The organism is Klebsiella sp. CN_Kp073, from assembly GCF_040065495.2.
Taxonomy (GTDB): Bacteria; Pseudomonadota; Gammaproteobacteria; order Enterobacterales; family Enterobacteriaceae; genus Klebsiella; species Klebsiella aerogenes.
In genome coordinates, this window is the sequence record NZ_CM198051.1 from 290,703 (window position 1) to 316,691 (window position 25,989).

At 57.0% G+C, this 25,989-nt stretch carries 28 protein-coding genes; 8 read left to right on the top strand and 20 right to left on the bottom strand.

Annotated features, from left to right (window positions below; all coding sequences use genetic code 11):
• The 14 genes from apeN to apeA all read right to left on the bottom strand — a co-directional run bounded on the left by apeN (position 1) and on the right by apeA (position 11,428).
• The gene (gene apeN, locus ABLV66_RS01375; RefSeq protein ID WP_047078863.1) at positions 1–585 is read right to left on the bottom strand and encodes an ApeN family LolB-like membrane protein; all 585 of its coding nucleotides are present in this window, start codon (positions 583–585) and stop codon (positions 1–3) included.
• Positions 582–2,900 carry an ApeM family transporter gene (gene apeM / locus ABLV66_RS01380; RefSeq protein WP_348876576.1) on the bottom strand — a complete coding sequence of 773 codons (2,319 nt, stop codon included), beginning with the start codon at positions 2,898–2,900 and terminating at the stop codon, positions 582–584. The genes apeN and apeM overlap by 4 nt, the downstream gene beginning before the upstream one ends.
• Entirely contained in the window at positions 2,869–3,474 is a 606-nt protein-coding gene (gene apeL / locus ABLV66_RS01385; protein ID WP_045397076.1) for an ApeL family LolA-like protein, read from the bottom strand. The genes apeM and apeL overlap by 32 nt, the downstream gene beginning before the upstream one ends.
• The gene (locus tag ABLV66_RS01390) at positions 3,471–3,893 is read right to left on the bottom strand and encodes an acyl-CoA thioesterase (RefSeq protein ID WP_047047887.1); all 423 of its coding nucleotides are present in this window, start codon (positions 3,891–3,893) and stop codon (positions 3,471–3,473) included. The genes apeL and ABLV66_RS01390 overlap by 4 nt, the downstream gene beginning before the upstream one ends.
• A gap of 3 nt (positions 3,894–3,896) precedes the next feature.
• A complete protein-coding gene (locus ABLV66_RS01395) occupies positions 3,897–5,588 on the bottom strand; it encodes a glycosyltransferase family 2 protein (protein ID WP_063415708.1) in 1,692 nt (563 codons plus the stop codon).
• Entirely contained in the window at positions 5,579–5,932 is a 354-nt protein-coding gene (locus tag ABLV66_RS01400) for an ApeI family dehydratase (RefSeq protein WP_045397064.1), read from the bottom strand. The genes ABLV66_RS01395 and ABLV66_RS01400 overlap by 10 nt, the downstream gene beginning before the upstream one ends.
• Positions 5,919–7,268 carry a class I adenylate-forming enzyme family protein gene (locus ABLV66_RS01405; RefSeq protein ID WP_348876574.1) on the bottom strand — a complete coding sequence of 450 codons (1,350 nt, stop codon included), beginning with the start codon at positions 7,266–7,268 and terminating at the stop codon, positions 5,919–5,921. Before ABLV66_RS01405 ends, ABLV66_RS01400 begins: the two co-directional genes overlap by 14 nt.
• On the bottom strand, positions 7,265–7,846 hold the full coding sequence (locus ABLV66_RS01410; RefSeq protein ID WP_045397056.1) for a COG4648 family protein: 582 nt from the start codon (positions 7,844–7,846) through the stop codon (positions 7,265–7,267). The genes ABLV66_RS01405 and ABLV66_RS01410 overlap by 4 nt, the downstream gene beginning before the upstream one ends.
• 6 nt (positions 7,847–7,852) lie before the next feature.
• Entirely contained in the window at positions 7,853–8,104 is a 252-nt protein-coding gene (locus ABLV66_RS01415) for an acyl carrier protein (RefSeq protein WP_047047899.1), read from the bottom strand.
• An 11-nt stretch (positions 8,105–8,115) separates the two neighbouring features.
• The gene (gene apeE / locus ABLV66_RS01420) at positions 8,116–8,373 is read right to left on the bottom strand and encodes an ApeE family acyl carrier protein (RefSeq protein ID WP_045397051.1); all 258 of its coding nucleotides are present in this window, start codon (positions 8,371–8,373) and stop codon (positions 8,116–8,118) included.
• Positions 8,354–9,169 (bottom strand): lysophospholipid acyltransferase family protein, encoded by an 816-nt coding sequence (locus ABLV66_RS01425; protein ID WP_047047901.1) that lies wholly within the window; start codon positions 9,167–9,169, stop codon positions 8,354–8,356. The genes apeE and ABLV66_RS01425 overlap by 20 nt, the downstream gene beginning before the upstream one ends.
• Positions 9,166–9,888, bottom strand: coding sequence for a beta-ketoacyl synthase chain length factor (locus ABLV66_RS01430; protein ID WP_289577746.1), 723 nt, complete (start codon positions 9,886–9,888; stop codon positions 9,166–9,168). Before ABLV66_RS01430 ends, ABLV66_RS01425 begins: the two co-directional genes overlap by 4 nt.
• A 20-nt stretch (positions 9,889–9,908) precedes the next feature.
• A complete protein-coding gene (locus tag ABLV66_RS01435) occupies positions 9,909–10,970 on the bottom strand; it encodes a methyltransferase (protein WP_045397037.1) in 1,062 nt (353 codons plus the stop codon).
• 62 nt (positions 10,971–11,032) lie between these two features.
• A complete protein-coding gene (gene apeA, locus ABLV66_RS01440) occupies positions 11,033–11,428 on the bottom strand; it encodes an ApeA family protein (RefSeq protein WP_045397034.1) in 396 nt (131 codons plus the stop codon).
• Positions 11,429–11,811: 383 nt separating this feature from the next.
• Here apeA and ABLV66_RS01445 point away from each other — a divergent pair, with 383 nt between their 5' ends.
• A complete protein-coding gene (locus tag ABLV66_RS01445) occupies positions 11,812–13,032 on the top strand; it encodes an MFS transporter (protein ID WP_348876572.1) in 1,221 nt (406 codons plus the stop codon).
• A 2-nt stretch (positions 13,033–13,034) separates the two neighbouring features.
• Here ABLV66_RS01445 and ABLV66_RS01450 read toward each other — a convergent pair whose 3' ends face one another.
• Entirely contained in the window at positions 13,035–13,592 is a 558-nt protein-coding gene (locus ABLV66_RS01450; RefSeq protein ID WP_045397026.1) for a DcrB family lipoprotein, read from the bottom strand.
• A gap of 73 nt (positions 13,593–13,665) precedes the next feature.
• Positions 13,666–14,331, bottom strand: a complete 666-nt coding sequence (locus tag ABLV66_RS01455) for a 7-cyano-7-deazaguanine/7-aminomethyl-7-deazaguanine transporter (protein ID WP_045375765.1) — start codon at positions 14,329–14,331, stop codon at positions 13,666–13,668.
• A 207-nt stretch (positions 14,332–14,538) separates the two neighbouring features.
• Between ABLV66_RS01455 and tusA the strand changes: the two genes are divergently transcribed.
• Positions 14,539–14,784, top strand: coding sequence for a sulfurtransferase TusA (gene tusA, locus ABLV66_RS01460; RefSeq protein WP_015703711.1), 246 nt, complete (start codon positions 14,539–14,541; stop codon positions 14,782–14,784).
• Positions 14,785–15,502: 718 nt separating this feature from the next.
• Here tusA and zntA read toward each other — a convergent pair.
• Both zntA and ABLV66_RS01470 read right to left on the bottom strand, forming a co-directional pair.
• Complete coding sequence (zntA, locus tag ABLV66_RS01465; protein WP_348876571.1) at positions 15,503–17,710, bottom strand: Zn(II)/Cd(II)/Pb(II) translocating P-type ATPase ZntA; 2,208 nt, start codon at positions 17,708–17,710, stop codon at positions 15,503–15,505.
• A gap of 78 nt (positions 17,711–17,788) precedes the next feature.
• Entirely contained in the window at positions 17,789–18,415 is a 627-nt protein-coding gene (locus ABLV66_RS01470) for a lysoplasmalogenase (RefSeq protein ID WP_015369312.1), read from the bottom strand.
• Between the two features lie 141 nt (positions 18,416–18,556).
• Between ABLV66_RS01470 and ABLV66_RS01475 the strand changes: the two genes are divergently transcribed.
• Positions 18,557–18,916, top strand: a complete 360-nt coding sequence (locus ABLV66_RS01475; protein ID WP_047047915.1) for a DUF2500 domain-containing protein — start codon at positions 18,557–18,559, stop codon at positions 18,914–18,916.
• Between the two features lie 15 nt (positions 18,917–18,931).
• Here ABLV66_RS01475 and ABLV66_RS01480 read toward each other — a convergent pair whose 3' ends face one another.
• Positions 18,932–19,210 (bottom strand): DUF1145 family protein, encoded by a 279-nt coding sequence (locus ABLV66_RS01480; protein WP_015369314.1) that lies wholly within the window; start codon positions 19,208–19,210, stop codon positions 18,932–18,934.
• Positions 19,200–19,796, bottom strand: a complete 597-nt coding sequence (rsmD, locus tag ABLV66_RS01485; RefSeq protein WP_047078870.1) for a 16S rRNA (guanine(966)-N(2))-methyltransferase — start codon at positions 19,794–19,796, stop codon at positions 19,200–19,202. The genes ABLV66_RS01480 and rsmD overlap by 11 nt, the downstream gene beginning before the upstream one ends.
• A 193-nt stretch (positions 19,797–19,989) precedes the next feature.
• Here rsmD and ftsY point away from each other — a divergent pair, with 193 nt between their 5' ends.
• The 5 genes from ftsY (at position 19,990) to livJ (ending at position 25,796) form a co-directional block, all read left to right on the top strand.
• A complete protein-coding gene (ftsY, locus tag ABLV66_RS01490) occupies positions 19,990–21,540 on the top strand; it encodes a signal recognition particle-docking protein FtsY (protein WP_049060312.1) in 1,551 nt (516 codons plus the stop codon).
• Between the two features lie 2 nt (positions 21,541–21,542).
• On the top strand, positions 21,543–22,211 hold the full coding sequence (gene ftsE / locus ABLV66_RS01495; RefSeq protein WP_015369317.1) for a cell division ATP-binding protein FtsE: 669 nt from the start codon (positions 21,543–21,545) through the stop codon (positions 22,209–22,211).
• Positions 22,204–23,259, top strand: a complete 1,056-nt coding sequence (gene ftsX / locus ABLV66_RS01500) for a permease-like cell division protein FtsX (protein WP_015369318.1) — start codon at positions 22,204–22,206, stop codon at positions 23,257–23,259. Before ftsE ends, ftsX begins: the two co-directional genes overlap by 8 nt.
• A gap of 255 nt (positions 23,260–23,514) precedes the next feature.
• The gene (gene rpoH, locus ABLV66_RS01505; RefSeq protein WP_002920815.1) at positions 23,515–24,369 is read left to right on the top strand and encodes an RNA polymerase sigma factor RpoH; all 855 of its coding nucleotides are present in this window, start codon (positions 23,515–23,517) and stop codon (positions 24,367–24,369) included.
• Positions 24,370–24,692: 323 nt separating this feature from the next.
• Positions 24,693–25,796, top strand: coding sequence for a branched chain amino acid ABC transporter substrate-binding protein LivJ (gene livJ, locus ABLV66_RS01510; RefSeq protein WP_015369319.1), 1,104 nt, complete (start codon positions 24,693–24,695; stop codon positions 25,794–25,796).
• Positions 25,797–25,989: the final 193 nt, after the last annotated feature.

Here is a 25,989-nt window from a genome sequence, read left to right on the forward strand (position 1 = left end):
TCAGTCACCCAGGTATTGAATGGTGATGTGGTATTTAAAGACGTGCTGTTCGATGCTAATCGGCACGCGCTTGCCTTTGCGGTTGATATAGGTGATTTCCGTGACCAGCTTCCCGTGCGCGTTACGCAGTTCGCGTTTGTCGCCGCGGTCGGTTAGCGTCCAGCCTTTCGGCAACTGCGGCAGCCATGCGCTAACCGGCCAATGGCTGAGCATGACATCGGCCAGCACCTGGCTGGCTGGCGGCAGTTGCGGAACCACGATTGACTGTTCAGCGCGCAGCCCTTTTTCATCGTAGGTCACAAGAAACAGACGGATACCGACGGACGACAGGCCCGCCAGCGTGAGCTTTTTATCATCGGCATTGAGCATGACCAGCAGCGACTGGGTTTGGCCGTTGAAGCTGCCGGTGAGCAACTGTTGCGAGCTGATAGCCGGCGAGATGCCAGGCGGCGGTAACGTGACGCGCGTACCCGGCTCAAGCCATGCCTGCGGGCGGCCTTGCGGCTCCGGCTGCGAATGGCTGCAGCCGGCCAGTACTAAGGCGGCGAGTAGCGCGAAGGCGCGCCAGAATGATGGTCTTATCATCGTCTTTTTTTCTCTTTTTTGGTCGGCATCGCCAGCGGCGAAAGCAGGAAAGCGGTGAAAATGCCGCTCACCAGAACAATGCCAAAACTGCTAATGGCCTGAGTGGCGCTAAAGACCAGCATGCCAAGCGTTAATAAGGTGGTCATCATCGCCAGCGTGACCGCCAGCAGCGATGTCAGCGGCGTGCCGCGCGGGTTGCTGAAAAACAGCGTGTAGTTAATGCCGATGCCCAGTACCAGCACCAGCGCCAGCAAGGAGAACAGGTTAACCGGGTGGCCGCTAAGCGCCAGCGCCGCCAGCCCGCAGCCCAGCGACAGTACCGACGGCACCAGGCTTATTAGCCCTTTGCGCCAGCCAAGGCGGAGAACGGCGCCGCAGGCAATCACCGCCAGCGCAACGCACAACAGTCCGGTTAAAATCTGGCGGTAGAGCGCGAAAAGCTGGTCGAAATCGCTTTTACGATCGACCCACGCAACGCCAGCCTGCTTTGCGCTGAGCGCCTTTAGCGCCGCGCTGTCTTTCACGCCGCTCACCGGGACCAGTACGCCGCTTTCGCCATCCTGCAACGTCAGCCATAGCAGCCGCCAGCCTTCGCTGGCCGGGCTGGCAAGCCAGTCGTCGACCGTTACCGGCATCGGGTTGAGATCGGGATTAACTTTTGCCAGCCCGGCGTGACTTAGCGCCTGGCCGACGACGGGCGCGGCGCGTTGCAGCAGGGTAAGATCCTGCTGCTGTCGGGCGAGCGAATTCAGCGGAATGGCGCGATATCCGTCGAGTATACCGTCGGTTTGCGCCTTAGCCAGCGCGGGTATAAATGCTTCCAGGCGTTCCAGCGTTTGCTGGGCGGATTCGCCGTACACCACAAACCACTTCTGGTCGACGCTTTGTCCGGTGAGCGCGGTAATCGCTTTTTCCTGAGCCAGAATATCCTGCGGCAGCGCCTGGAGCTGCGAAATATCATCATCCACCCGCAGCGTCGCGAGCCCCGCCAGCGACAACAGCGCTAGCGCAACGGGGAAGCCGATGGACAGCTTTTTATTGCGCCGCCAGGCGGCGAGCCAGCGTAACAGTAGCAGCATTGCCGGTACCGGGCGCACGGGGAGCCCGCGGCACAGCCATGGATGCCAGAAAATCACCGTCAGGCATGAGGCGCTCAGGCCGACCGCCGCGAAGAGCGCCATCTGGCGAATCGCCGGGAAGGGGGCCAGCATCATAATCAGATACGCCACGACGGTGGTGAGCAGCGCCAGCAGCAGCGCATGACGCACTTTGGCGAGACTCTGCCACGGGGTTAATTCCGCGCCATGCACCATCCGTTCGGTCAGATAATAGAGCGTATAGTCGGCGGAGATGCCGATGATGCTCATGCTCATCACCAGGGTCATCAGATGCAGCTCGCCAAATAGCAGCAGCGTGACGACGGTGCCGGCCAGCGCGCCGATCGTGATAGAGAGCAGACATAGCAACAGCGGGCGGAGCGAGCGAAACGTCGCGACGATCAGCAGGATCACGCCGAACAGCGTCGCCGCGCCGAGCGTAGAAATATCGTGCTTCGCCTGCTGGCTGGCGTAATCGCTATAGAACACGGTGCCGCGTGACAATAGCTGCGCCTGCGGATACCGCGTTTTCCATTCCTTCTCCAGCTCGCCGAGGGTCGTGACCAGCCGGTGCGTCTGCTGCATATCGAATGACGATCCCGCCAGTTCGCCATGCAACAGATACCAGAGGTTGCCCTGGGCGTCTTTGGTCACCAGCCAGCCGTTCTGCAGCTGCATCCGCTGGCCGCCTTTCGCCATCGCCAGCTGCGAACCGCGCATCAGCATCAGCGGATCGTTTTGCAGTTCTTTGCCGCTGACGCCGGAAAATGCCGAATAGAGCTGCGAGAGGATCCATTGCGCCTGCGCTTCGCCGCCGTTTTGCAGGCGCGCGCGGGTAGCGGGGTCAATTAAACCGTTACGATGTTGCCAGAAAAACGCGCCCCATGCCTGCTGGCTATCGGCATCCATTGGGCCTTTTACCTCGGCCAACGCCTGCGATTGTTGCAGCCGCTGCAGCCAGTCGCGGGCCGCCTGCGGATCGGCCTGTTTACCGGGGCTGACCAGCCACACCAGTTGGCGGTCCAGCCGCTGCATAAAACCGTCGTTCAGGGCGGGCGGGATCGCGCCAAGCGTCTGTTTCGGCAGCATAGCCAGTACGCTACTGTTAAGCCTGGCCTGCGGCAGCAGCGACAGCAGCGCGCCCGCGAAGATCAGGCAGACGACGGCCCATAACAGCGCAGGGCGTTTATTGGGCGGCAAAGCGTTGGCGTTCGTCATCGGTCAGTTGCGCTGGCGTTAGTTGATGTTGGGAAAGCGTAATATCGGTGCGATCGCCCTGTTTGTCGTTGAGCTGAATATGCTCCAGATAGGTTTTTCCGGCTAAATCGATGCGGGCAAAAATCTTATCCAGCGGCGTAGTGATGGGCGTCAGGCGCAGCGTCCACTGGCCGTTGCCTTTATCGGCAAATTCCACGCGGAAGTTTTCTTCCAGGACTTTACGATCCGCCTGGAACAGCGCGCGCAGTAAATGGTTGAACTGGAACATCTGCGGGTTGTTTTCGGCGGTGATGGTCTGCGGCGGCTGGCCGTTAATCGCCTGCACCATCCGTTTGTCATCCAGCAACAGCTGCATTGGGAACGGCGAGGTTTGATCCCACAGTAAACCCTTATCGCGGGCGATCAACATCTTCCCCTGGGATCGCAGCGGCTGCGGTAGATCCTTAATCGTGCGAACTTGATCGAAATGGGCGCGTACCACCGGCTGTTCGGTGAACCGTTGTTGTAGGGTATCAAGCGTCAGGGCGCTGACCAGCGGGCTGATAAACAGCCCTAACAGCAGCAGTAATCTCATGGCGTTACCCCCATGCGTTCAAACAGGATATCCGGGCTGACGAAACACATCTCGCGGCTATTTTCATCTACCGCGACCTGGATGGTGTATCCGGTGGTGGTGCGCTTGCCGCTGACGGCATCAAAAATTTCGTAGCCGATGCGCAAGCGGTTCTCAAACTCTTCTATCCGCGCACGTACGCGAATACGCTGTTCGAAGGTAATGACGTCGCGGTATTTCACGCGGGTATCCACCACCGGCCACAAATAACCCGAGGCTTTCATCTGCCGGTAGCCATAGTTGAACTGGTTAAGCAGCGCCTCACGGGCAATTTCGAAGTAGCGAAAATAGTTGCCATGCCACACGACGCCCATCATATCGATGTCATGAAACGGGATAGTCAGCTCTACTTCAGCAGTAAAACGGGGATCGTTAAGCACCCTTTACTCCTTATCTTTGGGATCCGGCAAACGCCAGAAATCGAAAAAGTTAAACCAGTCGAGCGGCGACTGCAGCGCGTAGTGTTCCAGCCGTTCGGCGTAGCGGTCGATGCATTGCTGGAGCGCCTGTTGGCGATCGGCGCGCGGCAGCAGCAGCGGATCGGCGAACGGCTCGCAGTAAATGCGCAGTTTGTCCTGCTGGCGGAGAGCGAAAATCAAATTCACCGGGCAGCGCAAAATAGCCGCGAGAATGAACGGCCCCTGCGGGAAGGGGGCGTCTTGTCCCATAAAACGGCTCCAGCAGACGCGCCATTCGCCGCCGCGCTGCGGGTTAACCGCAATACGGTCGCCGACAATAGCGATCCATTCGCCGCGATCCAGCTTTTCTTGCAACAGCATGGCGGTTTCCGGGCCGATATCGGTCACCGGCATCAGGTTGAGTCCGGCCTGAGGCGCCATCTCCGCCATAATTTGTTTAAAACGTTGCGCGTTTTCGCTGAATACCAGGGCGTTGATGGTTTTGCTGCCCTGCAGTTGCGCCAGCGCGCGGCAGGCCTCGACATCGCCGAGATGCGAGGCCAGCAGTAGTTTTCCTCGCGGATCGCTGATATTCAGCGTCTCCTCGGCGCCTGCGGCAAAGACCACGTCGCGACCAAACTGTAGCTCGCCGCGCCAGCTGGCGATTTTATCCAGCATCGCCTCGCCAAAGCGCAGGAAGTGCCGGTAGCTGGTCAGGGTTGGCGGTATCGGCATCTGGCGCGCGGCGAGCTGTTCGCGCGCGCGGGTGATCCATTGTTGCGACGCGCGGCGCGCCGTCGCGGCCGTCAGCCAGTACACGCCGACTACCGGATAAAGCAGCAGCGTGAACGCCTTGCGCCCCAGCAGCCGCCACACCAGCAGCATCAGGCGCATTCCCCATAATCCTTTTACCTCCTGCTGGCGCGCCCAGTGCGGCGAGGCGCGGCGAAACAGCAGCGACGGCATCCGCGGCAGCATGCCGAGGAACAGACGCGTGTGCATCAGCGAGATGCGGCAGTTATCTTTGAAGGCATCAAAATGCGACAAACCGTCCGGTGGATAGGTCACGCGGGTCGGAACAAAGTAGCTGGTATTCCCCTGCCAGTAGAGGCGCACCATCACTTCGGTATCGAAATCCATACGCTGGCCGAGCGTCACGCGCTGCGCCAGCCGTAGCGTTGGCGTTATCGGATAGACGCGAAAGCCGCACATACTGTCTTTCAGCTGCAGCGACAGCGTTTCAATCCATACCCAGACGTGGGTTATCCAGCGCCCGTACAGGCGCGAACGCGGGATAGAGTCGTCGTAAATCGGCTGCCCGGAAATCAGCGCTTCAGGATGCGTTTGCGCCAGCGCCAGAAGTTGCGGAATATCTTCAATGGCGTGCTGACCATCGGCATCGACCTGCACCGCATGGCTGAACCCGGCTTCCGCCGCGGCCTGTAGCCCACGGATCACCGCTGCGCCTTTGCCCGCGTTCTGTGGTAAGCGGATTAGGGTCAGGCTGGCGGTTTCCGCCGCCAGCCGCTCCAGCTGCTGCCGCGTATTGGTATCGCTGCCGTCGTCCACCACGATGCACGGCAGGCCAAAGGGCTGCAGGCGCGCCAGTACCCGCGGCATCATTGCGCCGTGGTTATAGCAGGGGATCAGAACGCAGGGAGAGAAATCTAGCGGCATAAGCGAATTTTCCCGCTGCTGGCGGTGTGTCGCGCTTCGCCGTCGTGGCGCAGATAGCTAAACGTCAGAGTCTGGCGCGCCTCCTGCCAGTTGAGGGCGAGCGTAACGGTCGTGTCCGGCAATAGCGGCGACTGAAACTTCACATTCTGAACGCTGTGAAAACGCCAGCCGGGGGCCAGCAGCATGGTGGCGTAATGCATCGCCCAGTCCATCTGCGCGACGCCGGGGAGCAGCGGCTGCACGGCAAAATGGCCGCGAAACCAGAATAGCGCCGGGTCGAGAGAGAGTACGATTTCAACCCGATCGGCTTGCGGCTGACGGCGCTCAATTTCATGGGGCTTCATGAAATAACTCCTGTAATTGCGCGTAGACACGCTTGTTCATGCTGTTAACGGGGATCTCGTCAATCACCCGCCAGTAGCGAGGGATGGCCACAGGTTCCAGCAAGGCGCGCAGCGCTTTTCGCCAGTGTAATTCCTGACTTTTTCCCCAGCGGCGACGGGCGTCTGGGTGCAGAACTAACAACGCGCCAACGCTCTGGCGACTGCCGCGGGTAATAGGCAGGGCGGCGGCATCAAGAATGCCATCCAGTTCCAGTAATCGATGTTCCACTTCGCTTAGTGAAATGCGCTTCTCTTCAATTTTCACCACCCGGTCGCGACGACCTGCCAGCTGGAATTGACCGCTTTCATTGAAATGCAAAATATCATCGATAACCAGGCCGTTATCGTCGGCGATAAGCGGCGAAAATAGATGAATTGTGTTGCCCTGCGGCTGAAGGCGGATGCCGGAGAACGGCTGCCACGGCGTATTATCCTGCAGGCGCTGGCGGCAGGCGATAACCCCGCTTTCCGTGCTGCCGTAAATTTCATCCGGCCAGACAGCAAACCAACTGGCGGTTTGCACCGCATCCTGCCACAGAAGCTTGCCGCCGGCGGACAAAATCATCGCGACCGGTGGCGGGGGCAACTGGCGATCGAGACGTTTGAGGAAAGCCGGACTGCTGATAAAAAGATAGCGATGGTCAGGGTTCAATGCCGTTAACTGCTCGGCGTACTCAATCATCGCCGCGTGGAGCGGCAAACCTAGCGCCATGGGCAGGAACAGGCGGAACGTCAGGCCATATAAATGCTGTGGCGCGACTGATGCCACTACCCGGCAGTCTGCCAGGCGTCCGGCATAGTGCGCGGCTAACAGCGCCGCTTCGCGGTCGAGACTCTTGACGGGCTTACTAATTCGCTTCGGTTCACCGGTAGAACCGGAGGTAAAAAGCTCAATATCGGCGTCATCGTCGATTGCCGGGAATGCGTATTCGTGGGGGGCGGTCGTCATGGCGGAATGCACAACCTGTAGCGGCCCGCGCCACGCCAGCGCCTTATCGCTCAATATGCCGTCGAAAAGCGCCCGCTGTTCGTTTAATAACGATGCGCGACTGTGGCCGGGAAGCACAGGCGTTTTTCCCGCATGCAGCGTGGCCAGCAGGGCGACCAGAAACAGGTAGCTGTTATCAAAACAGAGCGCCCAGCGTTCGCCTTGCTGTTGCTGCAAACAGGCAAGCAGCTGGGCGACATCGTAGCGCAGATGCGCCAGCGTCCAGCGGTGTTCTTCCTGCCACGCAATCAGCGTGTCCGCCGGACGCGCTGTGCTGAGCCACTGGGCCAGCATAAGGGGCTGCTTCATGGTTTATCTCGTTTAATCATCTGCTGGCGGGTCAGCCACTCGCCGGCCATCAGAGTTCCCATCAGAAGATAGGAAATCATGCCGTTCCACGCCGTCCACAGGGACATATCGCCGTATAGCGCAGTAAACAGCGCAACGCCGCCGTTGAGGATGAAAAAGGCGCACCAGATTTGGGTAACCCGGCGGGTGTAACGCACGGCGCGCTCGGGAAGAACCGGTTCCCGCAGCCGCGCCAGGCGCTCGACTATCGGCATGCTTGACCACAGCGAACCGCCAAACACTGCCAGCATGACGCTATTTACTACTACCGGATAAAACAGCAGCAGCTGATGGGTTTTTAGCAGATAGCTGGCAATGCACAGCGTCATGCCGGCTGCCGCTACGACCTGAGTAACCACGCTCAGTGGCCCCGCCTGTCGCCGGGTCTGGCGAAAGCGTAAAAACAGCAGCAGCGCCATTAACGGTAGTAGCCATTGCAGACTGTTATGCGCGAGGCCAAACCAGACTAAGAACGGCCAGGCCAGCAGCAATACCCCTGTCATTAACGGAACGACCGGCAGCGAGCGTATGCCCGACACGGTGAATTACGCTTCTTTCAGTAAGTGTTCTACCGCATCGACGACATCCTGCACGGTACGTACGGTTTTAAACTCTTCTGGCTTGATTTTCTTGCCGATTTTCTTTTGCAGATGTACGATCATGTCGATGGCGTCGATGCTGTCCAGTTCGAGATCTTCGTACAGGCGGGCCTCAGGTTTAATATCCTGCGGATCGATTTCAAATACCTTCACCAGCAGCGAGGAGACTTCTTCGTAAATGGCTTGTTGTTCGGTCATGACGGTTCTCCTCAGGCACGCTGCGCTTGAATAAATGATGCCAGCGTGGCGACGGAGAAGAAGTGCTGACGCATCTCTTCGCTCTCAGCCGACAGCACCACGCCGTACTGATTTTTCACCGCCAGGCCCAGCTCCAGCGCATCGATGGAGTCCAGACCCAGGCCATCGCCAAACAGGGCGGCATCGGTGTCGATATCATCAGCGGACAACTCGTCCAGGTTCAATGTACTGATTATCAGATTCTTAATTTCAAGATAAAGCGCTTGCATCATTAATTCCTGTTTCAGGTGTAGTGCCTGATTCTAATTTAAGCAAAATATGCCGGTTTAACTGCCGTGCGGCCAGCGCCGGTTCTTGTTTATTTGCCTCGTAAAACTGGTCTATTCGCAGCCGTTCTCCGACTTCGACGGTAAATAACGGCTTCGTTCGCGGCGCGTCGTACCATTTGCTCTGTTTACCCAGCATATGCTCGGTGCAGCGGATGATGACGACGCGCAAGTCGCTGCCGCAGCGCACGGCGATATTGGCCGCGCCGCGCTGTAGCTGCATTTTTTCTCCCGGCACCGTTCGGGTTCCTTCCGGGAAAATCAAAATGGTATCGCCCTGCTGTAAGCGCTGCCGGCTGGCCGGGAGCAGGGCATCGGCGCGATCGTTAATCAAATAATCCGCCGCGCGGATCACGCCGCTGACAAATGGGTTTTTCAGCAACGCGCTTTTCACCAGGCAGTCAGTCTCCGGCATCACCGAGGCCAGCATAACGTAGTCGATAAGGCTGGGATGGTTGGCGACCACCAGGCAACCGCGTTCCTGACGTAAAATATCGCGCCCTTTAATCTGGTAATCGAGTACGCCGACGCCTTTCACCACGCTGAGAAAACAGCGGAAACTGAGCGAAATACTGCGCCGTGCGATGCGGCGACGGCGGGCCTTATCGCGCACCAGAATCAGCAATAGATTGAACCAAACAACAGAGAGCAGCAGCCCGCCAAGGCCAAACAGCGCGAAACAAAAACCGGTCATCGCCGCGCGCCAGAGCCGATTAAGGCGACACAGAAGAGTGTTCATGAACGGCTCCACTGCCATTGCACGCGTTCGCCGGGCAGCGTGAATGCGCGCGCATTCTGCAAATAATACTGTAAAAACAACAGGCTTTGCGGCAGCGTGCTCTCTTCGACTGCGTCATGACGTTGCGCTTTGCAGCGCCATTGGCTTCCCGCTTCAATGACCCACGCCACCGCGTAGGGCCAGGTTGGCATCGCCGGTGGTAGCTGCGGGTGATAAAATTCAGGCAGAAAACCATCGAAATCAACCATCAAGACGCGCTGATAGCCCGCCTGTAGTAGAGCCATCACTTCATATAAACCCTGTTGGAAAGTATCGCGTCCAGCGGAAAGCGATGACGATGCAATGGGTTTTTTCGCTGCAATCGTCAGATTGCCGACGGCGGAGTTATGTACCGATAGGGCGAAATCGGTAGGCGAGAGCGCCTGCTCCAGCGCCAGAGCGTGCAGGATGCGATAGTTGCGCTCGAGTTCGCCGTGACGGCTGGTATAGAGAACGGCGTCGATCTCATGGCGGCGCAGCATCGCCAGCCCGCACTCCACGGCCAGCCTGCTGCCTGAACTGAGTCGACGGGCGGTCATCATCGGTAATTCGCTAAGTTTGGCCGGCGCCGCGGTTGGATCGATGGCGTGCAAATGCTGTGACCACCGTTGCCACTGCTCGGTGCCACTGACTCCAGGCGCGAAGGCCTGCCAATCAACTATGTTAAATGCAAATGTCATCTACACGCGTCCGCGAAAAATCAATTATTCTTCTGACATATCAACAAGGTATGCCCAACGCCTAAATTATCGTGGCGTTGTTCTACCCGGAAACCCGCCATTTCCAGATAGCGATAAAACTTCTCTACGCTGTAGAAACGACTGTTGCCGTTGGCCATACAGGTAAAGTAGAGCGAAGACGCATTCAGACTAAATGATGCTGCTTCAAACTTCTGCGCATCCCAGAACAGCTCCAGAATACACAGGCGCGCGCCGGGTTTCATGACCTGCGCGACGTTACTGAGTAGGGTGATAATTTGTTCCGGCGAAAAACAGTCAAGGAACTGGCTCATCCACCAGATATCCGCCTCTCCTGGTAAGGGGGCATCACTCAGCATATCCACAGCATGACAGTCAATGCGATGGGTAAGGCCCGCATTTTCTATATTTTCGCGGGCCAGCGCAATTTGTTGTGGCAAATCTAATAACGTAATCGCGATATTTTCATCATACTCACAGCAGCGCAGCGCCCACTTACCGGTATTTCCGCCGACATCGTACAGGGTTGCGGGGCGACTGGCGAATACATGTGGCAGCGCGGCGCTGAACGCACCGTCGGAATAGTAATGATCGAAAGCAAACCAGCTTTTACGCGCCGCTTGCGGAAGTTGCGATAATGCCGGGTAAATTGTTGGCCACTCACCAAAAACTTTTAAACCAGATGGTTTACCTTCCTGTAACGCATTTTCCAGAAAGAATAATCCCTGATAACAAACGTCCTGAGTAAAATCCATATTTACACGGGTCATCGTATCATGGAGTAAGAAATGTCCCACTTTAGCGAGGTAATAGCGTTCTTCTTTATAGGTAACAATACGACCGCTTAATCCCATATCCAACAAAACGCCTACAGCATATTCATTTCCCTCACAATTTTCGCTAATTGCTTCAAGGGTCGCGCCGCGTTTACCTTGCCGATCGAGATAACCGAGGATACCTGAGTTACGCAGACATAACGCGGTTTGAAAGAGCATGGGGGCGAAAGCGATGCGTTGCGCTTCCGTGATGGCATCCAGCGCGCTAAGAGAGTCCTGTTGATACACGTTCGGCACAACCTTTTATATCAATGTGAGGGGAACGGGCCAATACTGGCCCGTTGGGGAGTTTACTTCTGCAACGCCGTATTAGCGGCGAGGGCGACCTGAATATCTTTATCGAGATTATGTACCCAGCGATTATAGTTTCTATGAATCTTTCCGCCGGAAGCCATCAGGTTAAGGCTACTCACGTAATTAATAGAATAACCTGTTGCTGAGTAGTTAATTTTAATATCCGCGGAGTGGGCCCGGTTTTGTAAATGTCCTTTGATAACGCCAGGGCCTGCATCGGACATAATCCATTCACGCTGGACACCAGCCTGGAGAATAGCGCTTTTGACCTGAGCTTCAGTATGACCCGCGCTAACCGTAGTTTGTACCTGTTCGATCGGCGCGGTGCGCGCGCAACCCGCCAGCGCGCCGACAACCGTGGCGGCAACAATCCAGTGAATAACCTTTTTCATGAATACTCCCTATCAATATATTGGTTGAGAAAATACTTAGGTCAATGGCAAAAATAATAATGTCGTCGTGATGTCGTGTTTTTTATTCAGGTTGTTTATTAAATTTGCTTTACTTTAAAAATGTGACAGATAAATATCCTAATGTTATAGGAATGCTGATTTTAGGATAAAACGACGGCGCAGGTACGCTGCGGGGCGAAGTATAAGTAAATTAACTCTGCTTAATCAATGAATATCATCGGTAAGTTATGTCGTAATTTTACGACTTTTAAATTGCAAATCGCCGTTTAATTATTGGCAGGGTAATATTGCAGATAAAGGGCTGCTTTTTTGTACACGCCGTGATAATAGTGAAGCGTGTCGTATCAATTTGGTGGACCCCGATGCCTGAACCCGTCGCCGAACCCGTGCTCAGTGGATTGCGCCTCAATCTGCGGATTGTCTCCGTCGTTATTTTCAACTTTGCCAGCTATCTCACTATCGGCCTGCCGTTGGCGGTTTTGCCGGGCTACGTTCACGATGTGATGGGATTTAGCGCCTTCTGGGCCGGGCTGGTGATTAGCCTGCAGTATTTCGCCACGCTGCTGAGCCGACCGCAGGCCGGGCGCTATGCCGACCTGCTAGGGCCGAAAAAAATTGTCGTTTTCGGCCTGTGCGGCTGTTTTCTGAGCGGCTTGAGCTACTTGCTGGCAGCCTGGAGTAGCGGTTGGCCGCTGCTGAGTCTGCTGCTGTTATGTCTGGGACGAGCGATCCTCGGCATTGGCCAGAGCTTCGCCGGCACGGGGTCGACGCTATGGGGCGTAGGCGTTGTCGGCTCGCTGCATATCGGGCGGGTGATTTCGTGGAACGGCATTGTGACCTACGGCGCGATGGCGATGGGCGCACCGCTGGGCGTGCTGTGCTATTCATACATTGGCCTCAGCGGCCTGGCGATGGTCATTATGTCGGTTGCTCTGGTGGCTATCATTTGCGCGCTACCGCGAACGGCGGTGAAGGCAACGAAAGGGAAAGCGATGTCATTTCGTGCGGTGCTCGGCCGGGTTTGGCCTTACGGCATGGCGCTGGCGTTGGCTTCTGCCGGCTTCGGGGTTATCGCGACCTTTATTACCCTGTTTTATGACGCGAAAGGCTGGGACGGCGCGGCCTTTGCGTTAACGCTTTTCAGCTGCGCGTTTGTCGGCACGCGGCTGCTTTTTCCCAACGGCATTAACCGCTTAGGCGGCCTGAACGTGGCGATGCTCTGTTTTAGCGTGGAGGTTATTGGCCTGCTGCTGGTGGGCTTTGCACAGACGCCGCTGATGGCGAAAGTCGGGACTTTCCTCACCGGCGCGGGGTTCTCGCTGGTCTTCCCGGCGCTGGGTGTGGTGGCGGTAAAAGCCGTACCGCAGCACAATCAGGGCTCGGCGCTGGCGACCTATACCGTCTTTATGGATTTGTCGTTGGGGATAACCGGGCCGCTGGCCGGGCTTTTGATGGCGTGGACCGGGATACCGACGATTTATCTGGCGGCGGCAGGGCTGGTGATGGCCGCGCTACTGCTGGGCTGGCGGTTAAAAAAACGGCCCCCGGTGGTTGAACCGGAGGCCGCTGCATCAGGGCAATAAAATTAGTTAATGACCAGCGTGTTGACGATGCTTTCCGCTTCGGTTTGCGCCTGCTGCTGGTTGTCCGCTGGCAGTGTGACCTGCAGGGTCAGCAGTTTGTCATCGACCTTACCGAGCAGCACGGAAGACCATGCGGTCTGCCCCTTGGCGGAGATGATGCTGTCCAGTTGCTGTAAGGTGTGGCCTTTAATCTCAATAGATTTGTTAGACACAACCTGCAGCTGCGGGTCGCGGCTGCGCTGCTGATCTTCCAGACGTTTGGACAGCACCGCCAGATCTTCATTAGTGCTGTCGCCGACAATCACGATCACCGCTTTCTGGCCGGTGGCGTCGGAATAGACGTGCATATTGTTGGCCTGGGTACCGAGCTTACCGCTCTGATCTGCCATACCCGCAGGCAGGGTGAAGCTCAGTTTTCCATCCAGCAGGCTAATCGCCTGGCCGCTGGTGTTGCTCTCTGCTGCTGCCCCGACGGTCGGCGCTTTTGAATCGCTGTTATCACAGGCCGCAAGCCCCATAACCAGCAGGCCAATACCGACATATTTAACCAAATTGCGCATTGACATCTTCCTTTCGATAAACGGCCATTAACGGCTCATCCGGTTATCTTATCACAACCGTTAGCGAGTACCTTTAACCTGGCTGCAATGCCGACAAATCAGATTTATCCGCCAGTCTTTTCAACAGCATATTCAACAGCACGCCGTACATCGGCAGGAAGAAGACGATGCTGATGAGCACTTTAAAGCAGTAGTCGACGGTGGCGATTTCCCCCCAGTGGGCGGCCATAAACGGATCCGGGCTGCGCCAGAAGGCGATGAAGAAGAAAGCCAGGGTATCGCTGACGTTGCCAAACAGGGTCGACGCGGTCGGCGCCAGCCACCAGCGGCGATTCTGACGCAGGCGGTTGAATACGTGGACATCGAGAATTTGCCCCAGCGCATAGGCCATAAAGCTGGCGGCGGCGATACGGGCAACGAACAGATTAAAGGTGCCCAGCGCGGCAAAGCCCTGCCACTCGCCCATGTAAAACAGCGCCGAAATGCCATAGGAAATAATCAGCGCCGGGATCATCACCGCGAAGATGATGCGTCGCGCCAGCGGGGCGCCAAAAATGCGTACCGTCAGATCGGTGGCGAGAAAAATAAAGGGAAAACTGAACGCGCCCCAGGTGGTATGAAAACCAAAAATGGAGATCGGCAACTGGACCAGATAGTTGCTGGAGGTGATCACCAGCAGATGAAATAGCGAAAGCCAGACGAGCGCTTTCTTACGCTGTACGGTAGTAAAGGGATTCATATTGTGACCTTTTTATGCCCGTCATGCTTCACATCAATGAAGGAATCGGGAGCGGAACGTTGGGGTGAGGGAACCCAATTAAAAACGGCTGCATGATACTGCTTTGCGAGCGTAATGCAATGGTTGTTTTTCGCGCAAACGTTAACCTGGCTTGCGTACTGGCGAAGTGGGGGTAAACTAGGGCCGTTTTGTTGAAGTGAGATAAAAATGAGCGAACTTTTCTCCAGTCCTGACCATACGCTGGACGCCCTGGGGCTCCGCTGCCCGGAACCGGTGATGATGGTGCGTAAAACCGTACGCACCATGCCGGTGGGCGAGACCCTGCTGATTATTGCCGACGACCCGGCCACCACCCGCGATATCCCCGGTTTTTGCCTCTTTATGGAGCATGAACTGGTGGCGCAGGAAACCGAAGCCCTGCCGTACCGTTATCTGATCCGTAAAAGCCACTGAGCCCATCCCGGATAGCGGCGCCTTGCGCCTTATCTGGGCTACCCAACGCTCCGGAACCGTAGCCCTGCTAAGCGCAGCGCGAGCAGGGAATACCCCCGGATGGCGGCGTGTTGCGCCTTATCCGGGCTACTCAATGGTCTGGAACCGTAGCCCTGCTAAGCGCAGCGCGAGCAGGGAATATCCCCGGATAGCGGCGCGTAGCGCCTTATCCGGGCTACCCAACGATCCGGAACCGTAACCCTGTTAAGCGTAGCGCAAGCAGGGAATATCCCCGGATAGCGGCGCGTTGCGCCTTATCCGGGCTACCCTACGGTCTGGAACCGTAGCCCTGCTAAGCGCAGCGCGAGCAGGGAATATCCCCGGATGGCGGCGCGTTGCGCCTTATCCGGGCTACCCAACGGTCCGCAACCGTAGCCCTGCCAGGTGCAGTGCGAGCAGGGAATACCCCCGGATGGCGCGCGTTGCGCCTTATCCGGGCTACCCAAAGGCCTGGAACCGTAGCCCTACCAGGCGCAGCGCGAGCAGGGAATACCCCCGGATGGCGGCGCGTTGCGCCTTATCCGGGCTACCCAAAGGCCTGGAATCGTAGCCCTGCTAAGCGCAGCGCGAGCAGGGAATACCCCCGGATGGCGGCGCGTTGCGCCTTATCCGGGCTACCCTACGGTCCGCAACCGTAGCCCTGCTAAGCGTAGCGCGAGCAGGGAATATCGATTCAACATTACTTTTTACGCAATAACCGCAGAGCGTTAGCCGTTACCAGCACCGTCGCGCCGGTATCCGCCAGCACCGCCAGCCACAACCCGGTCAGGCCGAGAAGGGTCGTGACGAGGAAAATCCCCTTCAACCCTAAAGCGATGGCGATATTCTGGCGAATATTGGCATGGGTGGCGCGCGCCAGCGAAATCATCTGCGCCAGGCCGGTGAGGCGGTTATGGGTTAGCGCCGCGTCGGCGGTCTCCAGCGCTACATCGGTGCCGCTGCCCATCGCAATACCGATGGTCGCCGCTTTCATCGCCGGGGCATCGTTGATACCGTCGCCGACCATAGCCAGCGGCGCATTGGCGTTAAGCGCCATCACCGCTTGCACTTTGTCTGCCGGCAGCAATCCGGCGCGGAACTCCAGACCCAGTTCATTGGCGATAGCCGCCGCAGCGCGCGGGTTATCCCCGGTAAGAATCACTCCTTGCACACCCAATTGATGCAGCTCATCCACCGCCTGACGCGCATCGTCGCGCAGGGTATCGCGCAGCGCCAGAATGCCGAGCAGCGTATCATCGCGCATCACCAGCACCACCGTCTGTCCGGCGCTCTCCAGTTGCTGGATCTGCGCCTCATGCTCAGCAGGTGCAGCCTTACTGGCCGCGCAGATTAAGATGCGGCTGCCGTTGACCTCGGCCTCTATCCCGGAACCGGCCAGCGCCCGCTGGTTGTGCGCAACGGGAATAGTCAGCTTACGCTGCTGCGCTTCGCGGACGATAGCCTGCGCCAGCGGGTGGCTGGAGCCTTGTTCAACCGCTGCCGCCAGCGCCAGCAGGCCGTTTTCATCAACGTCGGCGGCGGCGATAACGCGGGTGACCTGCGGTTGGCCGATGGTCAGAGTACCGGTTTTATCGAACGCCACCTGGCGCACCTGGCCCAATTGTTCCAGCGCCGCGCCGCCTTTAATCAGCGCCCCGCGCCGCGCGGCGACCGCCAGACCGGAGGTAATCGCCGCCGGGGTAGAGATGACCAGCGCGCAAGGGCAGCCGATTAACAGCAGCGTTAAGCCTTTATAGATCCACGGCAGCCAGGCGCTGGCGAAGAACAGCGGCGGTACGATGGCAACCAGCAGGGCGACCACCATAATGGCCGGGGTGTAGATCCGGCTGAAGCGATCGATGAAGCGCTCAATCGGCGCCCGGCGCTCCTCGGCTTCTTCAATCAGTTTGAGGATCCGGTCAATGGCGCTATCGCCCGGTTCGGAGATAACGGTCAACTGTACCAGGCGATCGACGCTGGTGGCGCCGGCGGCTACGCGCTCGCCGGCTTTACGCTCCACCGGTACCGATTCGCCGGTCAGCGCGCTTTCGTCAAAACTGGCAAACGGCGATAGCAGCTCGCCATCGGCCGGCAGACGCCCGCCGGCGGCGACCTCAATCACATCGCCGGGGCGAAGGTCACGTTGGGCGACGGTCTCACGCTCGCCGTTGCGCAGGCGAACGGCGGTATCAGGTTTGAGCGCCATCAGGGCGCTCACGCCCTGGCGCGCGCGGCTGGCTGCCCAGCCTTCAAGCCGTTCGCCGATCAGAAACAGCAGCAGAACCATTGCCGCTTCGGCGGTGGCGCCGATAAACAACGCGCCGATAGCGGCAACGCTCATCAGCGTTTCAATGGCAAACCAGCTGCCGCTTTTAATCAACCGCAGCGCCTGGCGGGCAACCGGCCACAGGCCGACGAGGGTAGTGGCGACAAACGCCAGCTTGCCGAACGGGTGGTTAAACTGCTCGAGCCCCCAGCTGAGCGCCATCATCACTACCAGACTCAATAACGCCAGGTTTTCCTGCAGCCATGAACGTTGCGGTTTCTCTTCCTGCGGCGCGTCAGCATCGCGCAGGGTATAACCCGCTTCGCGTACCGCGTTTTCGACCTGCGAACGGATATCGCTTTCGGCATTGACCAGCAGCTTCTCGGTGGCGAACAGCACCTGCACCTGGCTGACGCCGTCGATTTGGCGCACGGCGGTTTCCACCTTACGGGCGCAGGCCGCGCAGTCCATGCCGTCTACCTGCCAGCTATAACGGGCGCCGTTGAGCGGCTGTTCAGCGGCGGCGGTTTCCCCGGCGCAGGCGCGATCGGTACAGCAGTTTTCAGCGGGCTCTGTCGCCGGGGTAAATTTGAATGACGAGAACTGGGGAACTTTTTTGTCCTGAGATTCTGGTGTCGACATGGCACCCTCCGGGTAATGATAATTTTCTCATTACCCGCAGGATACACTCTGGAGTCGACTCCAGAGTCAAGCAGTAAATTACAGATATAGCGCGCGAACGATCAGGAAGTGCCCGGCAAAGTAGAAGGCCGCGGAAATGGCGTTATCGGCGCGGAAGCGACGGCGATAGTGGCTAATCAGCCAGACGGCGTTACCCAACAGCAGCGAAGCGGCGCCAAGGAATCCGGAGAGCGCGGTATCGGTCGGCCGCACGAACCACAGTTCGCCCGCCAGCCACACCATCACCAGCGTCATACCGATAAAGGTTAATACCGGCATGCGCATCTCTTCCAGACGCGTCCAGATAATCGCCAGCAGCAGCGCGCCGAGCACCAACAAGACCAGCGGCAGCGGCCAGAAGAACGATAGCGTCATCTGGCTGGCGAACCAGATCGTATACAGCAGATGAGAGAGGAAGAATGCGCCGACCGCGTACATCACCCGCTGGCGCGGCAGCAGGGTTAACGCATCGCCGAGCAGCGAAGCGCACAGGCCCGCCAGCACCAGGTAGCTAATGGCGTTGAACATCGGCGCCTGCCAGGCTAACAGCAGCAACAGAAGCAGGGTGACCGGTTTAAAGACCCAGCGCTGCCAGGCTGGCCCACGATAGGACGCATCGACGTACAGCCATGCGGAGAAACAGACAGCAATAAACGACCAAAGCATAGTAAGTCCCTGTATCTGTTATCATTAAATAAGCGATTACGCTTACGGTACCGGATCTCAGTGTAGTGGTTTGGGCCAGAAGATGACAACGTTATTCAATGCGCGTTATCCTTATTCCTGATAATTCTTATGGGTACGCAAATGAGTAAAGTTCCGCTATTTTTTGTGCTGATGGTCGCGGTGATTGTGGTGGCGGCCTCGTTTCGCTACGTGCAGCAGCGCCGGGAGAAAATGGATAACGACGCCGCGCCGCTGCTGCAGAAGCGGGTGGTGGTCAGCAATAAGCGGGAAAAGGTGATTAACGATCGTCGCTCGCGCCAGCAGACGGTGACGCCAGCCGGAAGCGAGATGCGTTATGAAGCGAGCTTCCGCCCGGAAAATGGCGGACTGGAAGTGGTGTTCCGCCTTGATGCGCCGCAATACCACGCGCTGAGCGTTGGCGACCGGGGAATGCTGAGCTATAAGGGCTCTAAATTCGTCGACTTTGTTGCCGATAACTGAGCCCTCGATTAACCGTTACTTCTTCTTCAGCGTGGCCTTCAGCTTTTTCTGCCAGGCCACCAGTTCAAATACGCCGAAGATGAAAATACGAATCTGCTCAAAACGGCTCAGCGGCGGCGCATCTTTCGTTTGCGTCGCTTTCAACAGCGTCAGCTGCAGGCCATGCATCAGAATCATAAAAATCAGCGCCACGTTAACGAAGATATTCAGCGGTTTTGGGAAAGGTTGAAACAAGTTCAACAGCAAAAACGCCCAAACGCATAGCATCAGCAGGCGGCCTAAATTAATCAGCATGGTTTTCTCCTTGTGCCTCGCGTTGATACAGGCGGTAGGCGACCTGTCCGGCGACTTTTTCGCGATACAGCTGCCAGTTTGCCGGAACCGGCGGTAGTCCGTTTTCTACTTCGCTCTCGACATAAATCAGCGCTTCATCAGCGAGCCAGTGGTTTTTTTCCAGCAGGCTGAGCGTTTCTTCCAGCAGCCCTTTGCGGAAGGGGGGATCGACGAAGACAATGTGGTGCGGCGTGCCCGGCTGGCTGAGAAACGCCAGCGTGTTGGTGTTGACCACCTTGCCGTTGCTGGCTTTCAGCGTCGCGAGATTTTTTTGTAGCTGCTGCGCGACGCCGCGCTCCATTTCCAGTAGCGTGGTGCTGGCGGCATAGCGTGATAGCGCTTCCAGCCCCAGCGCGCCGCTGCCGGCGAAGCAGTCAAGGCAGTAGGCGTCGACCATCGACGGCGCCAGCCAGTTAAAAAGCGTTTCCCGAACCCGGTCGGTGGTCGGGCGCAGACCCGGGCTCTCCGGCACCGGTAATTTACGGCCCCGCCACTGTCCGCCGATAATGCGGATCTGGCCGCTGCCTGCGTGATTTGGTTTCTTCATCTCTTTGCTCAAGTCTCAACTTCCAGCCTGCTATTCTAACGATCGAAGACCATTGACGAAACCTTAATCCGGGGGCGGTGATGCGAGTTAAGTTAAGTGATAGACTATCCAACTAATTTCATCATTTTTTCAGCTTCTGAATCGGTTGTATCGAAGCTGCGCCATGAATAAACAGCGAGGAGTGTGGTCGCAAATGGCAAAAGAGAAAAAACGTGGCTTCTTTTCCTGGCTGGGCTTTGGGCAAAAAGAACAGGCTCAGGAAAGCGAAACAGAACAAAAAGTAGAAGAACAACAAGAGGTTGCGGAACAGACTCCGGCGGCGGAAACGCCTGCGGAAACCGTACCCGCGGCGGAAACGGTAAAAGAAGACCCGGAGGCCTTTGCTGCCGAGGTCGTAGAAGTTACCGAACAAGTTGTTGAGAGCGAACTGCCGCATCCGGTGGCGACCGAAGCCGTTTCGCAAGAAAACGTGGCTGAATCGCCAGTGGCGGAAGAAATTTCTGTCCCAGAGACCGCAGTTGAAGAAGAGCCGGTTGTTCCTGCGGTAGAAGAAAAAGTCGCTGAACCGCTGGTTGAAGAGGTGATTGCCGAGCCGGTTATCGCCGAAGCGGTTGCGGAACAGACGCCGGAAGAGGTTATCGTCGCGGAGCCTGAAGTCATCGAAGATGAGGTCCTCCCGGAAGAGTCTGAAGCCGAATTAAGCGATGAAGAGCTTGAAGCGCAGGCGCTGGCGGCGCAAGACGTCGAAGAGGCGCCGGAAGAGCTGGCGGAAGAAGACGCGGAAACTCAGGAAGCGCCGCAGCAGGAGCAGGAAAAACCGACTAAAGAAGGTTTCTTCGCCCGCTTAAAACGCAGCCTGGTGAAAACCAAACAGAATCTGGGTTCCGGGTTTATCAGCCTGTTCCGCGGTAAAAAAATCGACGACGATCTGTTTGAAGAGCTGGAAGAACAGCTGCTGATTGCCGACGTTGGGGTGGAAACCACGCGTAAGATTATTACCAATCTTACCGAGGGGGCCAGCCGTAAGCAGCTGCGCGACGCCGAGGCGTTATACGGCCTGCTGAAAGAAGAGATGAGCGAGATCCTGACGAAAGTTGAGGAACCGCTGAATGTTGAAGGGAAAACGCCATTTGTTATTCTGATGGTCGGCGTTAACGGTGTGGGTAAAACCACCACCATCGGTAAGCTGGCGCGTCAGTTCGAGCAGCAGGGTAAATCTGTGATGCTGGCGGCGGGGGATACCTTCCGCGCGGCGGCGGTGGAACAGCTGCAGGTCTGGGGCCAGCGTAACGAGATCCCGGTGATTGCCCAGCATACCGGCGCTGATTCGGCCTCGGTTATTTTTGACGCCATTCAGGCGGCGAAAGCGCGCAATATTGATGTGCTGATTGCCGATACCGCGGGTCGTCTGCAGAATAAATCGCACCTGATGGAAGAACTGAAGAAGATTGTCCGCGTAATGAAGAAACTGGATGTCGACGCGCCGCATGAAGTCATGCTGACCATCGACGCCAGCACCGGGCAGAACGCGATAAGCCAGGCCAAACTGTTCCACGAAGCGGTGGGGCTGACCGGCATTACGTTGACTAAGCTTGACGGAACCGCGAAGGGCGGGGTTATCTTCTCAGTGGCTGACCAGTTCAGTATTCCGATTCGCTATATTGGCGTCGGCGAACGTATTGAAGATCTGCGTCCGTTTAATGCGGGCGACTTTATTGAGGCACTTTTTGCCCGAGAGGATTAAGAATGATTCGCTTTGAACAAGTCAGCAAAGCCTATCTCGGTGGGAGACAAGCGCTGCAGGGGGTGACGTTCCACCTGCAGCAGGGCGAGATGGCGTTCCTGACCGGCCATTCCGGCGCGGGGAAAAGTACCTTGCTGAAGCTTATCTGTGGTATCGAACGGCCGAGCGCCGGGAAAATTCTGTTCAGCGGCCATGATATCAGCCGCCTGAAGAGCCGCGAGGTGCCGTTCCTGCGCCGCCAAATCGGCATGATTTTCCAGGACCACCACCTGCTGATGGATCGCACCGTGTTCGATAATGTGGCGATCCCGCTGATTATCGCCGGCGCCAGCGGCGATGATATTCGCCGCCGCGTATCCGCAGCGCTGGATAAAGTCGGGCTGCTGGACAAAGCGAAAAATTTCCCCATCCAACTCTCCGGCGGTGAGCAACAGCGCGTGGGCATTGCCCGCGCGGTGGTTAACAAGCCGGCGGTGCTGCTGGCGGATGAACCGACCGGTAACCTCGATGAGGCGCTCTCGGAAGGGATTTTACGTCTGTTTGAAGAGTTTAACCGCGTAGGTGTAACGGTACTGATGGCGACGCACGACCTGGGGCTTATTTCCAGCCGTCCGTACCGCGTCCTGACGCTGAGCGACGGTCATATGCATGGAGGCCATCGGGGTGAATAAGCGCGACGCAGTGAACCAGATTCGCCAGTTCGGCAGCAAGTTCGATCGTCTCCGTAACGCCACGGGCGGCGGTAACGGCGGGCGCAATGCGCCAAAACGGCCAAAAGCGGCGCCGAACCCGGCATCGCGGAAGAGTAACGTCTTTAATGAGCAGGTGCGCTACGCCTGGCACGGCGCATTACAGGATTTAAAAAGTACGCCGCTGGCGACCTTCCTCACCATCATGGTAATCGCCATTTCGCTGACGCTGCCGAGCGTCTGCTATATGGTCTACAAAAACGTCAATAGCGCGGCGTCGCAGTATTATCCGTCGCCGCAGATCACCGTCTACCTGGAAAAAACGCTGGATGACGATGCGGCGGCGCGGGTGGTTGGCCAGCTGCAGGCGGAGCAGGGCGTTGAGAAGGTAAATTACCTGTCGCGCGATGAGGCGCTGGGCGAGTTCCGCAACTGGTCCGGGTTCGGCGGCGCGCTGGATATGCTGGAAGAGAACCCGCTGCCGGCGGTAGCGATTGTGGTGCCGAAGCTCGATTTCCAGAATACCGATTCGCTTAACACCCTGCGCGATCGCGTCTCCCGTATTCAGGGAGTCGACGAAGTGCGTATGGACGATAGCTGGTTTGCGCGCCTGGCGTCGCTGACTGGTCTGGTTGGCCGGGTGTCGGCGATGATCGGCGTGCTGATGATTGCCGCGGTGTTCCTGGTGATTGGCAACAGCGTGCGCCTGAGCATCTTCGCCCGTCGCGATACCATTAACGTCCAGAAGCTGATCGGCGCTACCGACGGTTTCATCCTGCGTCCGTTCCTTTATGGCGGCGCGCTGCTGGGTTTCGCCGGGGCGTTTTTGTCGCTGATCCTGTCGGAGATTCTGGTGATGCGCCTCTCCTCGGCGGTGACCGAAGTGGCGAAAGTGTTCGGCACCAAATTCGAACTCAGCGGTTTAGGCTTCGATGAGTGTTTGCTGATGCTAATTGTCTGCTCGATGATTGGCTGGGTCGCAGCCTGGCTGGCGACGGTGCAACATTTACGTCACTTTACCCCCGACTAAAAATTTTCTGGTATAATCTTTCCCTGCACTGAATATCTCTCTGCAGGGAAAGAGTCCCTGTTCGCCTCTTCCCTAATCTTTCATCTCCATGTCACATTTTGTGCGTAATTTACTCACAACGTTGCATGGAACTTGTGGATAAAATCACTGTCTGATACTACTGTGGGTGATATTCTCGTTGCTCATAAATGCTGGCATGTTTGTTGCCTGATGGGGACAAGATCATGTCAGACACTATCGATTGAGAGGATTTGAATGACCAAAGAAATGCAAACTTTAGCTTTAGCCCCCGTTGGTAACCTGGAATCGTACATCCGGGCCGCTAACACTTGGCCGATGTTATCGGCTGATGAAGAGCGGGAGCTTGCTGAAAAGCTGCATTACCAGGGCGATCTGGAAGCAGCGAAAAAGCTGATTCTGTCTCACCTGCGCTTTGTTGTTCATATTGCTCGTAACTACTCGGGCTATGGCCTGCCGCAGGCGGACCTGATTCAGGAAGGCAACATCGGTTTGATGAAAGCCGTACGTCGTTTCAACCCGGAAGTGGGTGTGCGACTGGTTTCCTTCGCCGTGCACTGGATTAAAGCGGAAATCCACGAATACGTGCTGCGTAACTGGCGTATCGTTAAAGTCGCAACCACCAAAGCGCAGCGTAAGCTGTTCTTCAACCTGCGTAAAACCAAGCAGCGTCTGGGCTGGTTTAACCAGGACGAAGTAGAGATGGTTGCCCGCGAGCTGGGTGTGTCGAGCAAAGACGTGCGTGAGATGGAATCACGTATGGCAGCGCAGGACATGACCTTTGATATGTCGTCCGATGACGAATCCGACAGCCAGCCGATGGCACCGGTGCTCTATCTGCAGGACAAAACGTCTAACTTTGCCGACGGCATCGAAGACGATAACTGGGAAGAGCAGGCTGCTAATAAACTGACTGACGCGATGCAGGGCCTGGACGAGCGTAGCCAGGACATCATCCGCGCACGCTGGCTGGACGAGGACAACAAGTCCACGCTGCAGGAGCTGGCGGATCGTTATGGCGTCTCGGCTGAACGTGTTCGTCAGCTGGAAAAGAACGCGATGAAAAAACTGCGCGCCGCTATCGAAGCCTAATCTTCGTCTTTCAGCGCCGTAGTGAATTGAGCCTCTGCTGTTTCAGCGGGGGCTTTTTGTTTATATCCCCGTCATACCCGTTTTCTCTCCCGGCGCGAATTGCCGCGACGTTTTACTTCAGTCACATAACTTTTACATCTCCTGCAAATTGTTGTTTCAAATTCTGAAAAATGGGGTATGTTTTGGCATAGTGTGCTGCAAAAGCGCAGGCGGCAGACCCAAATACAGCCATACTATTCTTGGTATGGACTAAAAATCAGAATAATGCGCTAAAAAAAAACATCACAACAAATGCAAAAACCATAATAATGGGGAGCCTCAGGATGAATATGAAGGGTAAAGCGTTACTGGCAGGATGTATTGCTTTAATTATGAGCGGTTCCGCGCTGGCGGAAGACATTAAAATTGCCGTCGTGGGAGCGATGTCCGGCCCGGTTGCCCAGTATGGCGACCAGGAATTTACCGGCGCGGAGCAGGCGGTAGCTGATATCAACGCCAAGGGCGGTATCAAAGGCAATAAATTGCAGATCGTAAAATATGACGATGCCTGCGACCCGAAACAAGCGGTGGCTGTTGCGAACAAAGTGGTGAATGACGGCATTAAATACGTTATCGGTCACCTGTGTTCCTCATCCACTCAGCCGGCGTCTGACATCTATGAAGATGAAGGCATCCTGATGATTACCCCGGCGGCAACCGCGCCGGAACTGACGGCGCGCGGCTATAAGCTGATTCTGCGCACCACCGGTCTCGACTCCGATCAGGGGCCGACGGCGGCGAAATATATTCTCGGCACGGTGAAGCCGCAGCGCATTGCCGTCGTTCATGACAAACAGCAATATGGCGAAGGGCTGGCGCGCTCGGTTCAGGAAAACCTGAAGAAAGGCGGCGCCAACGTGGTGTTCTTTGACGGAATCACCGCCGGTGAGAAAGATTTCTCTACCCTGGTGGCGCGCCTTAAGAAAGAAAATATCGACTTCGTCTACTACGGCGGTTATCACCCGGAAATGGGGCAGATCCTGCGCCAGGCGCGGGCTGCCGGCCTGAAAACCCAGTTTATGGGTCCGGAAGGCGTGGCTAACGTTTCCCTGTCTAACATCGCCGGCGAGTCGGCAGAAGGCCTGCTGGTCACCAAACCGAAGAACTACGATCAGGTTCCGGCGAACAAACCGATTGTGGATGCCATCAAAGCGAAGAAACAGGATCCGAGCGGCGCCTTCGTGTGGACCACCTATGCGGCGCTGCAGTCGCTGCAGGCGGGATTAAATCAGTCCGAGGATCCGGCGGAAATCGCGAAATACCTGAAAGGGGCGAAGGTGGATACCGTTATGGGGCCGCTGTCGTGGGATGAGAAAGGCGACCTGAAAGGGTTCGAGTTTGGCGTGTTTACCTGGCATGCGAACGGTACAGCGACCGACGCCAAATAATTTAACCGGCGCCTTTCACGCCGCAGATGCGTTGTCTGCGGCCCTCAACCCCGGTCACTTACTGATGTAAGCTCCCGGGGATTTCGGGTCTTGACGCCTTGCTGCAACGCGAAATGCTGGGTTAAATGTGGGGGAGCCTTTCACGCCGCAGATGCGTTGTCTGCGGAGCCTTTCACGCCGCGGATGCGTTGTC

Bases quoted from the DNA above. Each gene is read 5' to 3' on its own strand.
- ftsE (WP_015369317.1), top strand. From the start codon at position 21,543: ATGATTCGCTTTGAACAAGTCAGCAAAGCCTATCTCGGTGGGAGACAA.
- apeL (WP_045397076.1), bottom strand. From the start codon at position 3,474: ATGAGATTACTGCTGCTGTTAGGGCTGTTTATCAGCCCGCTGGTCAGC.
- livJ (WP_015369319.1), top strand. From the start codon at position 24,693: ATGAATATGAAGGGTAAAGCGTTACTGGCAGGATGTATTGCTTTAATT.
- ABLV66_RS01445 (WP_348876572.1), top strand. From the start codon at position 11,812: ATGCCTGAACCCGTCGCCGAACCCGTGCTCAGTGGATTGCGCCTCAAT.
- ABLV66_RS01455 (WP_045375765.1), bottom strand. From the start codon at position 14,331: ATGAATCCCTTTACTACCGTACAGCGTAAGAAAGCGCTCGTCTGGCTT.
- tusA (WP_015703711.1), top strand. From the start codon at position 14,539: ATGAGCGAACTTTTCTCCAGTCCTGACCATACGCTGGACGCCCTGGGG.
- ABLV66_RS01425 (WP_047047901.1), bottom strand. From the start codon at position 9,169: ATGAACACTCTTCTGTGTCGCCTTAATCGGCTCTGGCGCGCGGCGATG.
- apeE (WP_045397051.1), bottom strand. From the start codon at position 8,373: ATGCAAGCGCTTTATCTTGAAATTAAGAATCTGATAATCAGTACATTG.
- rpoH (WP_002920815.1), top strand. From the start codon at position 23,515: ATGACCAAAGAAATGCAAACTTTAGCTTTAGCCCCCGTTGGTAACCTG.
- ABLV66_RS01395 (WP_063415708.1), bottom strand. From the start codon at position 5,588: ATGCCGCTAGATTTCTCTCCCTGCGTTCTGATCCCCTGCTATAACCAC.
- ABLV66_RS01400 (WP_045397064.1), bottom strand. From the start codon at position 5,932: ATGAAGCCCCATGAAATTGAGCGCCGTCAGCCGCAAGCCGATCGGGTT.
- ABLV66_RS01475 (WP_047047915.1), top strand. From the start codon at position 18,557: ATGAGTAAAGTTCCGCTATTTTTTGTGCTGATGGTCGCGGTGATTGTG.
- ABLV66_RS01450 (WP_045397026.1), bottom strand. From the start codon at position 13,592: ATGCGCAATTTGGTTAAATATGTCGGTATTGGCCTGCTGGTTATGGGG.
- ABLV66_RS01480 (WP_015369314.1), bottom strand. From the start codon at position 19,210: ATGCTGATTAATTTAGGCCGCCTGCTGATGCTATGCGTTTGGGCGTTT.
- zntA (WP_348876571.1), bottom strand. From the start codon at position 17,710: ATGTCGACACCAGAATCTCAGGACAAAAAAGTTCCCCAGTTCTCGTCA.
- ABLV66_RS01415 (WP_047047899.1), bottom strand. From the start codon at position 8,104: ATGACCGAACAACAAGCCATTTACGAAGAAGTCTCCTCGCTGCTGGTG.
- ABLV66_RS01470 (WP_015369312.1), bottom strand. From the start codon at position 18,415: ATGCTTTGGTCGTTTATTGCTGTCTGTTTCTCCGCATGGCTGTACGTC.
- ABLV66_RS01430 (WP_289577746.1), bottom strand. From the start codon at position 9,888: ATGACATTTGCATTTAACATAGTTGATTGGCAGGCCTTCGCGCCTGGA.
- apeM (WP_348876576.1), bottom strand. From the start codon at position 2,900: ATGACGAACGCCAACGCTTTGCCGCCCAATAAACGCCCTGCGCTGTTA.
- apeN (WP_047078863.1), bottom strand. From the start codon at position 585: ATGATAAGACCATCATTCTGGCGCGCCTTCGCGCTACTCGCCGCCTTA.
- ftsY (WP_049060312.1), top strand. From the start codon at position 19,990: ATGGCAAAAGAGAAAAAACGTGGCTTCTTTTCCTGGCTGGGCTTTGGG.
- apeA (WP_045397034.1), bottom strand. From the start codon at position 11,428: ATGAAAAAGGTTATTCACTGGATTGTTGCCGCCACGGTTGTCGGCGCG.
- rsmD (WP_047078870.1), bottom strand. From the start codon at position 19,796: ATGAAGAAACCAAATCACGCAGGCAGCGGCCAGATCCGCATTATCGGC.
- ABLV66_RS01405 (WP_348876574.1), bottom strand. From the start codon at position 7,268: ATGAAGCAGCCCCTTATGCTGGCCCAGTGGCTCAGCACAGCGCGTCCG.